The 13,210-nt window shown below is 71.8% G+C and carries 13 protein-coding genes; 6 read left to right on the top strand and 7 right to left on the bottom strand.

What is annotated here, in order from left to right:
* Nucleotides 1–35: 35 nt before the first annotated feature.
* Nucleotides 36–2,090 (bottom strand): DNA topoisomerase (ATP-hydrolyzing) subunit B, encoded by a 2,055-nt coding sequence (gene gyrB, locus ACN26Y_RS07550; protein WP_422734520.1) that lies wholly within the window; start codon nt 2,088–2,090, stop codon nt 36–38.
* 392 nt (nt 2,091–2,482) lie between these two features.
* Between gyrB and ACN26Y_RS07555 the strand changes: the two genes are divergently transcribed.
* A complete protein-coding gene (locus ACN26Y_RS07555) occupies nt 2,483–3,037 on the top strand; it encodes a hypothetical protein (RefSeq protein ID WP_155329594.1) in 555 nt (184 codons plus the stop codon).
* A gap of 59 nt (nt 3,038–3,096) precedes the next feature.
* On the opposite strand, the gene ACN26Y_RS07560 is transcribed toward ACN26Y_RS07555, so the two are convergent.
* Entirely contained in the window at nt 3,097–3,609 is a 513-nt protein-coding gene (locus ACN26Y_RS07560) for a MarR family winged helix-turn-helix transcriptional regulator (RefSeq protein WP_155329595.1), read from the bottom strand.
* Nucleotides 3,610–3,700: 91 nt separating this feature from the next.
* Between ACN26Y_RS07560 and ACN26Y_RS07565 the strand changes: the two genes are divergently transcribed.
* Nucleotides 3,701–3,925 (top strand): hypothetical protein, encoded by a 225-nt coding sequence (locus ACN26Y_RS07565; protein WP_155329596.1) that lies wholly within the window; start codon nt 3,701–3,703, stop codon nt 3,923–3,925.
* A 2-nt stretch (nt 3,926–3,927) separates the two neighbouring features.
* Here ACN26Y_RS07565 and ACN26Y_RS07570 read toward each other — a convergent pair whose 3' ends face one another.
* The 5 genes from ACN26Y_RS07570 to dnaA form a co-directional block, all read right to left on the bottom strand.
* Nucleotides 3,928–4,446 (bottom strand): DUF721 domain-containing protein, encoded by a 519-nt coding sequence (locus ACN26Y_RS07570; protein WP_155333979.1) that lies wholly within the window; start codon nt 4,444–4,446, stop codon nt 3,928–3,930.
* Nucleotides 4,447–4,780: 334 nt separating this feature from the next.
* On the bottom strand, nt 4,781–5,914 hold the full coding sequence (recF, locus tag ACN26Y_RS07575) for a DNA replication/repair protein RecF (protein WP_155329597.1): 1,134 nt from the start codon (nt 5,912–5,914) through the stop codon (nt 4,781–4,783).
* A gap of 16 nt (nt 5,915–5,930) precedes the next feature.
* Nucleotides 5,931–6,803: a phosphogluconate dehydrogenase (NAD(+)-dependent, decarboxylating) gene (gene gnd / locus ACN26Y_RS07580; protein ID WP_155329598.1), complete on the bottom strand. Its 873-nt coding sequence runs from the start codon at nt 6,801–6,803 to the stop codon at nt 5,931–5,933.
* Nucleotides 6,804–6,844: 41 nt separating this feature from the next.
* Complete coding sequence (dnaN, locus tag ACN26Y_RS07585; RefSeq protein ID WP_155329599.1) at nt 6,845–7,978, bottom strand: DNA polymerase III subunit beta; 1,134 nt, start codon at nt 7,976–7,978, stop codon at nt 6,845–6,847.
* 766 nt (nt 7,979–8,744) lie between these two features.
* Nucleotides 8,745–10,544 carry a chromosomal replication initiator protein DnaA gene (gene dnaA, locus ACN26Y_RS07590; protein WP_155329600.1) on the bottom strand — a complete coding sequence of 600 codons (1,800 nt, stop codon included), beginning with the start codon at nt 10,542–10,544 and terminating at the stop codon, nt 8,745–8,747.
* Nucleotides 10,545–11,224: 680 nt separating this feature from the next.
* Here dnaA and rpmH point away from each other — a divergent pair.
* From rpmH to yidC, 4 genes are read left to right on the top strand one after another with little or no spacing between them, the layout of a single operon-like run.
* Entirely contained in the window at nt 11,225–11,362 is a 138-nt protein-coding gene (gene rpmH / locus ACN26Y_RS07595) for a 50S ribosomal protein L34 (protein ID WP_155329601.1), read from the top strand.
* A 36-nt stretch (nt 11,363–11,398) separates the two neighbouring features.
* Nucleotides 11,399–11,806 carry a ribonuclease P protein component gene (rnpA, locus tag ACN26Y_RS07600; protein WP_422734521.1) on the top strand — a complete coding sequence of 136 codons (408 nt, stop codon included), beginning with the start codon at nt 11,399–11,401 and terminating at the stop codon, nt 11,804–11,806.
* On the top strand, nt 11,803–12,090 hold the full coding sequence (gene yidD, locus ACN26Y_RS07605; protein ID WP_155329603.1) for a membrane protein insertion efficiency factor YidD: 288 nt from the start codon (nt 11,803–11,805) through the stop codon (nt 12,088–12,090). The genes rnpA and yidD overlap by 4 nt, the downstream gene beginning before the upstream one ends.
* A 4-nt stretch (nt 12,091–12,094) precedes the next feature.
* The gene (yidC, locus tag ACN26Y_RS07610; protein WP_422734522.1) at nt 12,095–13,087 is read left to right on the top strand and encodes a membrane protein insertase YidC; all 993 of its coding nucleotides are present in this window, start codon (nt 12,095–12,097) and stop codon (nt 13,085–13,087) included.
* Nucleotides 13,088–13,210 lie beyond the last annotated feature (123 nt).

Below are 13,210 nucleotides of genomic sequence, written 5' to 3' on the forward strand. Positions count from 1 at the left end.
CGGCCGGTGGATGGCCGGCCGGGCCGTAGCGGGCGTCAGATGTCCAGGAACCGCACGTCCTTGGCGTTCCGCTGGATGAACGAGCGGCGCGCCTCGACGTCCTCACCCATCAGCACGCTGAACAACTCGTCGGCGGTTGCCGCGTCGTCGAGCGTGACCTGACGCAGCGTACGCGTGGCCGGGTTCATCGTGGTCTCCCACAGCTCGGGATAGTTCATCTCGCCGAGACCCTTGAACCGCTGGATGTCGTCCGGCTTGGCGTTGGGCTTCTTCTGCTGGCGCAGGGCGATCAGCCCGTCGCGCTCCCGGTCGGAGTACGCGTACTGGGCGTCGTCGCCCTTCTTGTTCCACTTGATCTTGTAGAGCGGCGGTGCGGCCAGGTAGACGTGGCCCAACTCGACCAGCGGCCGCATGAAGCGGAACAGCAGGGTGAGCAGCAGCGTCTGGATGTGCTGACCGTCGACGTCGGCGTCGGCCATCAGCACGATCTTGTGGTAGCGCAGCTTCTCGATGTCGAAGTCGTCGTGGATGCCCGTGCCGAGCGCGGTGATCAGCGCCTGGACCTCGTTGTTCTTGAGGACCCGGTCGATGCGGGCCTTCTCGACGTTGAGGATCTTGCCGCGGATCGGCAGGATCGCCTGCGTACGCGGGTCGCGCCCCTGCTTGGCCGAGCCGCCGGCGGAGTCGCCCTCGACGATGAAGACCTCGGACTCGCGCGGGTCGGTGGACTGGCAGTCGGCCAGCTTGCCCGGCATCGAGCCGGACTCCAGCAGCGACTTGCGCCGGGCCAGCTTGCGGGCCTGCTGCGCGGCGATGCGGGCGCGGGCGGCCTGCGACGCCTTCTGGATGATGATCTTCGCCTCGGCCGGGTTGCGGTCCAGCCAGTCGACCAGCCACTCGTTGCAGACGCGCTGGACGAAGCTCTTGACCGGGGTGTTGCCGAGCTTGGTCTTGGTCTGGCCCTCGAACTGCGGGTTGGCCAGCTTCACCGAGATGATCGCGGCCAGGCCCTCGCGGATGTCCTCGCCGGAGAGCTTCTCGTCGCCCTTGAGCAGCTTCTTGTCGGCGCCGTAGCGGTTGACGACGCTGGTCAGCGCGGCCCGGAAGCCCTCCTCGTGGGTGCCGCCCTCGTGGGTGTTGATCGTGTTGGCGAAGGTGTAGACCGACTCGCCGTACGACTCGTTCCACTGCATGGCGATCTCGACCGACATGCCCTCCTCCTCGGCGCCGAACTCGACCACCGTCTTGTGGATCGGGTTCTTGGAGGCGTTGAGGTGCCGGACGAAGTCGGCGATGCCGCCCTTGTAGCAGAAGGTGACCTCGCGCTGCTTGCCCTCCTCGCCCTCCGCGACCCGCTCGTCGAGGAGGTGGATGGTGAGGCCGCGGTTGAGGAAGGCCATCTCCTGGAGGCGCCGGTAGATGGTCTGGAAGTCGAACTCGACGGTCTCGAAGACCGTCGGGTCGGGCCAGAAGGCGACCGCCGAGCCGGTGGCGTTGGTGGGCTCGCCCTTCTCCAGCGGGGTGGGCTTGGAGTTGGTGTACGACTGCCGCCAGAAGTAGCCGTCCTTCTGGATCTCCACGGCCATCCGGGTGGAGAGGGCGTTCACGACGGAGACGCCCACGCCGTGCAGACCGCCGGAGACGGCGTACGCCTTGCCGTCGAACTTGCCGCCGGCGTGCAGCACGGTCAGGGCGACCTCGACGCCCGGCTTCTTGAGCTTCGGGTGGAGGTCGACCGGGAAGCCGCGGCCGTTGTCGGTGACCCGGACCCCGCCGTCGGCGAGCAGCACCACGTCGATGGTGTCGCAGTGCCCGGCCAGCGCCTCGTCCACCGCGTTGTCGACGACCTCCCACACCAGGTGGTGGAGACCGCGTTCACCGGTGGAACCGATGTACATACCGGGGCGCTTCCGGACCGCCTCCAGCCCTTCGAGGACGGTGATCGACTCGGCGCCGTACTCCTGCTTGTCCTGCGCTGCCACCCTCGGCCACTTTCTCGCGCCGTTGCGCGCGCCGGGTGGCGCGCCGGACGCGGGGTTCGGCGGACAGGACGCGACGTCGGCACGCGGACCGGCGCGCCGGGGACTCATCCGGGCTGCGGGTCGAACGCGCCGGTCGCCGCGGTTGCCCGCGGATCGCGATCGGCTCGACCCGACGTGGGACGATGATCGCGGGCCCGCACCGGCCCCGTGTCTCGTCGCTCCGCACCGGGTCTTCGTCTCAGCGTCAATCTTACTGTGCGCGAGCGACAGAACCACCACTCGGCACCCCTGCGGGGCGTCTCAGACCTCCATAGCGGCCCGAACGTCGCCATCCGCGACTCCCCCTACACGCGTGACCCTGATCGACGGCCCGCACCGGCCGTCCGGCGGTCCCGCGCCCGGCGTGTCCCACGCCGCGACGAACGGTGGCTTGATCTTTGGGGGCGGGAACCGGACGATCGACCCGTTCGAACGGACACGGTCTTGAGAGGTGACGCCAGATGGGGCTGGACAACGTCGCGGTGCACTGGCCGCGGACCGGCCGCTTCTACGACCCGGTCGCACCGGCCGAGTTCGTCGACTTCGGCGAAATCGTGGACATGCCACGCATCTCGGCGCCAACCGCGGCGCTCGCCGAGCTGATCGCGAAGACCGGCACGGTGCGGGCGACCGCGTACACCGAGCTGGTCGACCTGATCCTCGGGCTGGAGAATGTGCTGTACGCCACAGAGAACTCAGCCGAGGACGAGGATCCGGTGATCGACCCGGACGGCTGCTCGTGGATCGCCGACGGGGTGGAGAAGTTCGTGGCCCGCCACCGCCCGGTCGGCGAGGCGGTCACCTTCGAGTCGGTCAGCGAGGTGCTGCGCTCACTGCTGGGCGACGGACGCCTGGCCGAGCAGCAGCTGCGCTGGCTGGACAGCCGGCTCGACCGGCTGCGGGACGAGAACGGCGACCCGCCGCAGTGGACCTTCACGTGCGCCGAGCTGAGCGTGCTCGCCGCGTTCTACCGCCGCTGCGCCGACCGGGGGTTCGCGGTCTACGCCGACGCCTGAGGCGCCGATCCACCCCCGAACCGGCGGTCACGGCCGGGTGAGTCGCGCCGGAACCGGCGTCACGGCGTGGTCGACCCCGCCGGGCCGGCCGTCCCGGCGTCGTCGGTCGTGCCGGGGCCGGTCGCCACGGCGCGGCCGGCCGCCGCGATGACGCTCGTCAGCACCGAGTGCAGGTGCCGCAGGTCCGCCAGTGGCAGCCCGAGCCGCTCGACGATCGCGGGCGGGATCTGCTCCGCCCGCTCGCGGAGGGCCCGGCCGGCGGGCGTGAGCGTGACGGCGAGGCTCCGCTCGTCGGCCGAGTCACGCTCCCGCCGCACGTAGCCGGCGGCTTCGAGGCGCTTGAGCAGCGGCGACAACGTGCCGGGATCGAGCTGGAGCAGCCGGCTCAGCTCCCGGACGCTCAGCGGCGCGTGCTGCCAGAGCGCCAGCATCACCAGGTACTGCGGGTGCGTCAGGCCCATCGGCTCCAGCAGCGGGCGGTAGACCGCGACGACGCCGCGCGCGGCGACGGAGAGCGCGAAGCACACCTGCTGCTCCAGCGCCAGGGGATCCCCGTCGAGCTGCTCTGACACCGTCGCCTCCTCACGTGATCGTTGCGATCATACCAACGATTGGTGTACCAATCGTTTGCACACCAATGATCCTCGTCAGGAAGGCCGGCGGATGAGCACGGAGAAGAACGAACCCAAGGTCCCCGGCGAGGGCGGCCGCCTCATGGCCTGGGCCTACCGGTACTTCGCCGGCCCCGCCGAGGTACAGGGCGCGGTACAGGGCGGCTCGTACCAGGCCCGGGAGGGGTGGAAGCAGGACCTCGAACGACGCAAGCAGTGGAGCCGCGAGCAGCGGGAGCGCAAGCGCGCCGAGCGGGAGGCCCGGCGCGGCAACTGACCTCAGCCGTACGTGTCGCGGGGTCCACGCCCGCGCACCCGGCGCGGCCCGCGCGACCAGGACGGCGCGGCCGGCCCGTGGATGTGCAGCCTGCGCACCACGTTGTGGCCGACCTCACGGGCGATCTGCTGGAGCAGCGAGCCCGCGAGCAGCCGGAGCTGGGTCGCCCATGCCGTGGACCGGGCCTCGACGGTCAGCTCGCCGTCCTCCAGCTTCACCGGCCGGCTGTGCTGGGCGACCTCCGGCCCGACCACCCGCTCCCAGGCCCCGAAGACGGTCGCCTCGGCCGCCGGCTGCTGCCAGCCCCGGGCCTTCACCAGCCGATCCAGGACCACGCCGAGCGGCTGCGGGTCGCGCGGGTCCGGCCCGGGCCCGGAGTAGCCGCGCAGCCGCCGCTCGCCGCTGCCGTCACCGCCGCCACCCGGGGTGCGTCGCCGGGTCTTCGCCGCCGCTTCCCGGCGGGCCTTCGCCGCGTCGAGCACCGCCCGCGCGAGCTGCGGCCCGGCCGCCCCGGGCGGCAGCTCCCCGGCCTCGCCAGAGCCGGTGCCCCCGGTCGCGCCTGCGGGGTCCGTCGCCGGTGCGCCCCTCCGACCGGATCCGGCCGTGCGGTCCCCTCCGGCGGGCCGTGCGTCCGCGCCCTGCGGCGCGTCACCACCGGCCGGCCGGTCCGGGTCCGGTCCCGGCCGGGGACCGGGGCGGTCGCCGTCGGACGTCGTCCGGCCGACCGCCGCGCCGGTCGCGCCCCGGCGGCCCGCGCGGCCGCCCCGGCCGCCGGCTCCCGAGGGAGTACGCGCACCGTCCGCCCCGGCCGGGGCCGTGTGTCCCGGCACCGGGCCGGTGGTGCCCGGCTGCGGATCATCCGACACGGTGCACCGTCCCCTCGCCGACGGCGTACCGGGCGCCGCGCAGTCGCGCCGGCACGTCGTCGTCCACCGCGCAGGTGACCAGCAGCTGGCTCGCACCGCCGACCAGGTCGGCCAGGCGTTCCCGCCGGCCGGTGTCGAGCTCCGCGAAGACGTCGTCGAGCACCAGCACCGGCTCGATGCCGTCGGCTCGCAGCAGGTTGTACCCGGCCAGCCGGAGCGCCAGCGCGTACGACCAGGACTCCCCGTGGCTGGCGTACCCCTTGGCGGGCAGCGGGCCGAGCGTCAGCGCGAGGTCGTCACGGTGCGGGCCGACCAGGGTGGTGCCCCGCTCGATCTCGGCGGCCCGGGCCTCGGCGAGCGCGGTGGTCAGCGCCGCCGCGAGGGTGGCGCGGTCGGTGGTCGGTTCGGCGAGTTCCACCGACGGCCGGTACGCGATGCCCGCGGCGCCCTTGCCGGCGGCCACCGCGTCGTACGCCTTGGTGACGTGCGGGGTGAGCGCGCCGACCAACTCGAGGCGGCCGGCGAGCAGCTCGGCGCCGTGCTGCGCGAGGTGCGTGTCCCAGACCGCGAGGGTCGACAGGTCCCCGCCGCGGGAGCCGCCCGTCTTGCGGGCGAGGTACGCGGTGCGCAGCAGGGCGTTGCGTTGCTTGACCACCCGGTCGTAGTCGGCCCGCACCCCCGCGTACCGGGGCTGGCGGAGCACCAGCAGGTCGTCGAGGTACCGGCGGCGTTCGGCCGGGTCGCCCCGGACGAGTTCCAGGTCCTCCGGGGCGAACAGCACCAGGCGCAGGGCGCCGAGCACGTCCCGGGCGCGGCGGGCCGGGGACCGGCCGAGCCGGGCGCGGTTGGCCCTGCCGGGGACGATCTCCAACTCGACCAGCAGCTCGCGCCCCTCGTGCACCACGGCGCAGCGGATGACCGCCGAGGTGGCGCCCATCCGGACGAGGGGGGCGTCCGTGGCGACCCGGTGCGAATCCAGGGTCGCCACGTAGCCCAGCGCCTCGACGAGGTTGGTCTTGCCGACGCCGTTGGGGCCGACGAGGACGTTCGCCCCCGGTTCGAGGTCGACGCCGACCCGCTCGTACGAGCGGAAGTCGACCAGTTCGAGCCGGCGGACGTACACGGGCTGTGGACGGGCGTCAGCGCTTGCGGACGGCGTGCCCGCCGAACTGCTGTCGCAGCGCGGCGACGGCCTTCATGGCGGGCGAGTCGTCCTGGCGGGATGCGAACCGGGCGAAGAGCGAGGCGGTGATGACGTTCAGCGGGACGGCGAGCCGGACCGCCTCGTCCACCGTCCACCGGCCCTCGCCGGTGTCCTCGGTGTAACCGCTCAACTCGACGAGCTCCGGGTCCTCGTCGAGGGCGCGGTCGAGCAGGTCGAGCAGCCACGAACGGACGACCGTGCCCTCGCGCCACGACTTGAACACGCCGGGGACGTTGGTCACCAGCTCGGAGGCGGTCAGCAGCTCGTAGCCCTCGGCGTAGGCGTGCATGAGCCCGTACTCGATGCCGTTGTGCACCATCTTGGCGTAGTGCCCGGCGCCGACCGGCCCGGCGTGGACGAAGCCGAAGTCACCGGCCGGCTTGAGGGCCTCGAAGATCGGCATGAGCCGCTCGACGTGCTCCTGGGAGCCGCCGACCATGAGGGCGTACCCGTTCTGCCGGCCCCACACGCCGCCGGAGACGCCGACGTCGATGTACCCGATGCCGCGGTCGTTGAGCCGCTCGGCGCGGGGGGCGTCGTCGCTGAACCGCGAGTTCCCGCCGTCGATGATGATGTCGCCGGTGCCGAGGACGTCGGCCAGCTCGTCGATGGTGGCGTCGGTGACGCCGGCGGGGACCATGACCCAGACGGCGCGGGGGGCCTCCAGCTTCTCCGCCAGCTCCGCCAGGCTCGCGACGTCGCTCAGCTGCGCGTTGTGGTCGAAGCCGACCACCTCGTGGCCGGCGGCGCGCAGCCGCTCGCGCATGTTGCCGCCCATCCGGCCGAGCCCTACCAGGCCGAGCTGCATCTGTCCGTACCTCCGTGCGTCGTGGTTCTACTCGGGTGCGATCAGCGGGAAACGCGGATCGGCATGATGAGGTACCGGTACCCGGGCAGAACCTCGCCATCCTCGCCGGCCGGCGAAATCACCGCCGGCTTGAAGGCGTCGACGAACGAGAGCACGGCGGACTGGGCCCCCAGGTTCGTGAGGCCGTCGATCAGGTACTGCGGGTTGAAGCCGATGGTCAGCGGGTCGCCGGTGAAGGTGGCCTCCATGGCCTCGCTGGCACGCGCCTCCTCGGTGCCGCCGGCCTCGACGACCAGCCCGTCGGCGCTGAAGCTCAGCAGCACCGGCGTGGTGCGCTCGGCGACCAGCGCGACGCGCTTGACCACCTCGATGAGGGTGCTCACCGCCACCTGGGCCTGCGCGTTGTGGCTGGCGGGGAAGAGCGAGCGCACCGGCGGGTAGTTGGCGCCGTCGAGCAGCCGGCTGGTCGTGCGACGGGTACCTCCGGCGAAACCGATCATGCCCTCGCCGGCGGCCCCCTGGGACAGCGCCATCGTCACCTGGCCACCGAGCGGGCCGAGGGCCTTCGCCGTGTCGTGCAGGGTCCGGGCCGGCACCAGCGCGTTGAGGCTGATCTCGGAGTCGTCCGGGTTCCACTCCATCTCGCGCAGGGCGAGCCGGTAGCGGTCGGTGGCGAGCATCGACAGGGTGCGGCCGGAGAGCTCGATGCGTACCCCGGTCATCATCGGCAGCGTCTCGTCCCGGCCGGCGGCCACGGCCACCTGGGCGACGGCGGCGGCGAAGGCGGCCGCGTCGATCGTGCCGGCGCTCTCCGGCATCTCCGGCAGGCTCGGGTAGTCCTCCACCGGCATGGTGGGCAGCGTGAACCGGGCGCTGCCACAGACCAGCTCGAGGTGGGCGCCGACGGCGGCGATGTCGACCGGCTTGGCCGGGAGCGCCTTGGTGATCTCGGCGAGGAGCCGGCCGGAGACCAGGGCGGCGCCGTCGGCGTCCCCCTGCACCTCGACGGTCACCTGGCTGGAGACCTCGTAGTCGAACCCCGACACCTGCAGGTTGCCGTCGGTGACCCGCAGCATCACGCCGGCGAGCACCGGCACGGACGGCCGGTTGGGCAGGCTCTTCGCGGTCCAGGCCACGGCCTCGGCGAGCGCGTCACGCTCCACTCGGAACTTCATCAATGCCTCCGCGTCGACGTCAGCGACAACTCTCTCATGCCGACCGCTGCCTACCGACCCGCCTGAGCGTGCGGGTACCCATCGCACCTTAGGGCGCATGGGCATCGGCTGTGCGCCCGACCCCGTGCCGTCCCGGTGCCGGCGAGCCGCCGACGGCGGCCTTCGGCCCGATCCACAGGAAGTCCAACGGTGATGATTGGTTTTTGTTGTCTTAGAAGATCTAACTAGTCGTCTTCATCGCACCTGTGCAAACTGTGGAGAACCGTCGTCCGCGCAGGTCAGACAGGTTATCCACCGGTGGTTTCGCTGTGGAGAACCAGGGGTACAACCCGTGTCGCGATCCACAGGCGGCGGCTGCCCCCAGGCTGTCCACGGTTGTCCACCGGTTGTCCACCGGTAATCCACCGACTTTCTCCCCAGCCCTGTGGATCACCGGACGCGTGTCGATCGGCGTCATCCCCAGAACCTTCAACAGCTTCCCCACAGGGGTGCCGTCCGCGGTGGACAACGACGAGGTTGTCCCCAGGCGTCCACAGCGTCGTCCCCAGGGTTTCTCCACAACCTGTGGGTAACCGGGCGGCGGACGGACGGTAGTTTTCCACCGACGGTGGATAACAAGGTGTGGACAACGAGCCGGAGTGTGGGTGGTCACGCCCAGGATGCTGCGGTCTCGACCATGTCGAGGGTCAAGCCCTGGCCCTGGAAGAACGCAGAACACCCGGCCGGTGGACCGGCCGGGTGTCATCGGTACGGGGGCGGACAGACGTCAGGTGGTCTGCTTGATCCGGTTGGTCAGCTCGGCGATCTGGTTGTAGAGCGAGCGGCGTTCGGCCATCTGCTGGCGGATCTTCCGGTCGGCGTGCATGACGGTCGTGTGGTCCCGGCCGCCGAAGGCCTGCCCGATCCGGGGCAGCGACAGGTCGGTCAGCTCCCGGCACAGGTACATGGCCACCTGGCGGGCGTTGACGAGGACCCGCGAGCGGGAGTGCCCCCGGAGGTCCTCCAGGCTCACCCCGAAGTAGTCGGCGGTGGAGACCATGATCTGGTCCGCGGTGATCTCCGGGCCGGCGCCGTCCGGGATGAAGTCCCGCAGCACCTCCTCGGCCAGCGACAGCTCGACCGACGAGCGGGTGAGGCTGGCGAACGCGGTCACCCGGATCAGCGCGCCCTCCAGCTCGCGGATCGAGTTCGACACCCGCGAGGCGATGAACTCCAGCACGTCCGGCGGGGCGAAGAGCCGTTCCTGGGCCGCCTTCTTCTGCAGGATCGCGATCCGGGTCTCCAGGTCCGGCGGCTGGATGTCGGCGAGCAGGCCCCACTCGAACCGGGTCCGCAGCCGGTCCTCCAGGGTCGCGAGCTGCTTCGGCGACCGGTCCGAGGTGATCACGATCTGCTTGTTGGCGTTGTGCAACGTGTTGAAGGTGTGGAAGAACTCCTCCTGCGTCCGCTCCCGGTTCTCCAGGAACTGGATGTCGTCGATCAGGAGGATGTCCACGTCCCGGTAGCGGCGCTGGAAGGCGCTGGTCTTGTCGTCCCGGAGCGAGTTGATGAAGTCGTTGGTGAACTCCTCGGTCGAGACGTACCGCACCGAGCGGGCGTTGCCCAGCGTCGTGGCGTAGTGCCCGATGGCGTGCAGCAGGTGGGTCTTGCCCAGCCCGGAGCTGCCGTAGATGAACAGCGGGTTGTACGCCTTCGCCGGTGACTCGGCCACCGCCACGGCCGCCGCGTGCGCGAACCGGTTCGACGAGCCGATGACGAACGTCTCGAACATGTACTTCGGGTTGAGCCGGTTGCCGCCGCTGTCCGCGGGTGACGGCAGCCGCCGGTCGTCCCGGCCGCCGGGCCGGTGGTGGTCCACCCGTCCCGGCCCGCTGTCGGTGCCGAGGTCCCGCGGCAGGGGCCGGATCACGTGCTGGTCCCGCGGCGACACCCCGTCCTGGCGGTACCGGGCGTCGAAGGCGCGGCCGTCCACCGTCGGGTCGAGTCGGGCCGTCTGCTCGTCGAAGCCGCGCCGCTCGGGCCGGCGGACCGCAGGGTCGGGACGGGGCGGTTCGGCGAAGGCGTCGCCGAACAACGGCTCCTGGGCGTCCCGGCCCACCGCGGGGACGCGCTCGGCGACGGGGGGCGGCGGTCCGGCCGGCTCCTCGATGCGCCGTTCGGGTTGCGCCTGCTCGGGGATCAACGGGAGCTGCCGGCCGGCGTCGTCCTCCGGCGCCAGGCCGTCCGGCCCGGCGCCGTACGCCTCGCCCGGCTCCGGCTCGGGGGTGCTGCGGTAGACAGTGCCCGCGGGGCGGCCGGAGGCGTCCTCCGGCACGCGTACGGTGACGGCGACCTGGATCGGTCGGCCCAGCCGGCGGGTGAGCGCCTCGGTGATCGCCGGGCGCAGCCGGGACTCGATCACGTCCCGGGTGAAGGCGTCCGGGACGGAGAGCAGTGCGGTGTCCTCGACGATCGCCCGGAGCCGGGTCAGCCGCAGGTACGCCCGCTGCTGCGCGGAGATGATCTCGTCGGCGAGCTCGTCGGTCGTCGCCGTCCACACCGCGGCAAGGTCGGTCGTACCGGCCACCGTCGTGCCACCCCCTCGCCTCTGCTCCCGGACGCCGCCGTTCTCCCCGTCGGCCGTCCCGGGCCCGCCGCGTTCGAGCGGGTGGAACACCCTCACCCGGACGGCCGACCGACCCTCGTCCACAAGTTATCCACAGCCTGTGTACGTGCCGATTGTGGCCGCCCGCCGGACGCGGGTCGGACCTGCCCCCTGCCAGAACGGGCGCTGAAGCGGGTACACCGTGCCGAACGATCCACCGCCCTGTCCGGTCTTGCCCTGCTGGCGGCGACCGCACCTGTCGACGCCCAGAGGCTGTCGACGAACCCCTTCGCTCGCCCGGGGTCTCCCGACAGCCTCTTACCGCAATCGGGCACGGTAACAGCGATGTCGGCACGCCTTCAACCGGCGACGCGCGGCCACCGTTGGCGGCATCCGCGAAAAGCGCCGCTTCGGTCGCCCGGGTTGGTCGGTGTCGCCGCTGGTGGGAGTGTTTGACGGTCGTTGCGCCCCTGCGTAGGCTGGAGCGGCTGCTCTCTCGCCCTCTGCTAGGGTGATGGATGCTTGCTGTCCGCGGCCTCCCCGCATCGCCGAGGTCTCGCGCCGCCGGGCAGCACCGATCGGAGGTCACCGCCAGGTGACCCGGACCAGACACGACCCCGGCGGTCCCCTCGCCCGGGGCGTACGACAACGGAGAGCCTGACGTGAGCAAGCGCACCTACCAGCCGAACAACCGCCGGCGCGCGAAGACCCACGGCTTCCGGCTGCGCATGCGCACCCGTGCCGGCCGCGCCATCCTCTCGACCCGTCGGGCCAAGGGGCGCGCCCGCCTGGCGGCGTAACGCCGGCCGGGTCCGATCCGCAGGACGTGGGCAGTCGTGCTGGCCGCCGCGCAGCGACTGCGGCGCAGCACTGACTTCGCCGCAGCGGTCCGCGGTGGCCGGCGCGCCGGACGCGGCGCCCTGGTCGTCCACCTGAGCCTGCCGGTCGCCCCGACGGCCGCAATCTCGCCGGAGCCGGCGCGGACCGGTGCGGAGGAAATTCCCGCACCCGCCCGCGCCGGCTTCGTCGTGTCCAAGGCGGTCGGAAACGCCGTCGTCCGTAACCGCGTCCGCCGCCGGCTGCGGCACCTGGTTCGCGAGCGGCTCGCCGAACTGCCGGCGGGCAGCACCCTTGTGGTGCGCGCCACGCCGGCTGCGGCGGACGTGTCGTACCAGCGGCTCGGCGCCGACCTCGACGCGGCGATCGCGGCCGCGCGCGCCCCGCGTGGGCGGCGGTCCCGGTGAGTACGGGGCAGGACGCGCCGCGCCCGACGTCACCCGGTGCCCGGGTGCTGGTCGGGCCCATCATCGCGTACCGTCGGTGGATAAGTCCGGCTCTGCCGGCCCGTTGTCGGTTCTACCCGTCGTGCAGCGCGTACGCCCTCGAGGCGGTCAGCCGCCACGGCGCGTTCCGGGGAGCCGGCCTGACGGTCCGGCGGTTGTTGCGCTGCCACCCCTTCCACCCAGGTGGATTCGACCCGGTGCCGGAGCCGGGCGGTCGCCGCCGTGCCGATGTGACTGGAGCCTGAGAAATTGAGTCTCGACTGGATCTACTACGCGATCTCGTGGATCCTGCTGGTCTGGCACCGGGCGTGGGACGCCATCGGGGTACCGGACACCGCGGTGCTCGGCACCAACTGGGCCTGGATTCTCGCCATCATCTTCCTGGTGGTCACCGTCCGGGTGATCCTCTTCCCGGTCTTCGTCAAGCAGATCAAGTCCCAGCGGGCGATGCAGGCGCTCCAGCCGCAGGTCAAGGCGCTGCAGGAGAAGCACAAGGGTGACCGGGAGACGCTCCAGAAGGAGATGATGGAGCTCTACCGGAAGGAAAAGGCCAACCCGCTGATGGGCTGCCTTCCGATGTTCCTCCAGATCCCGGTCTTCCTCGGTCTCTTCCACGTGCTCCGCCGACTCGACCCGGGCAAGAGCGAGGCGGGCAAGACCCTCTACGGCTGGACGATCGGTCAGTTCGAGAGCGCGTCCGCCGCGAAGCTGTTCACCGCGCCGATCGCCGGCAAGTTCGGCTCGACCGCCGAGGAACTGGCTGCGCTCCAGGCGAACGGCACCACCGTCAAGATCATGGCCGGCATCCTGGTGTTGGTGATGATGGGCACGACCTACCTCACCAGCAAGCAGATGATCCTCAAGACCGGCTGGGCGGAGGACCCGCAGCAGCGGATGATCCAGAAGCTGATGCTCTACGGCATCCCGCTGTCGCTGCTCGTCTCCGGCGCGATCTTCCCGATCGGCGTGATCATCTACTGGGTCACGAACAACCTCTTCACGCTCGCCCAGCAGCAGTGGGTGCTGCGCAAGTTCCCGCCGCCGCCGAGCGTCACCGCCGCCAAGACGGGCACGTCGGGCGCGCGTAACCCGGTGCAGCCGGCGAAGACCGGTGGGCTGTTCGGCCGCAAGGCCGCCCCGCCGGCGCCGACCAAGCCGGCCGCGCCGAAGGTGGCCGGCCCGAAGCCCGGCGCCAAGCCGGTCAACCCGAAGAAGGGGCGCCCCGCCAAGCGGCAGGGCTGAGCCGTCCGGGCCGCCGTCGGGACACCGGCGGCGGCCCGTTCCGCACCGTGCCGCCGCCGTACGGCCGGCGCCGGAGCAAAGAGCCGCGCGTGGCGCGGCGACGGGCGAGACTGCCCGTACAGA

It is taken from the genome of Micromonospora sp. WMMD558, assembly GCF_049315255.1.
Lineage (GTDB): Bacteria > Actinomycetota > Actinomycetes > Mycobacteriales > Micromonosporaceae > Micromonospora.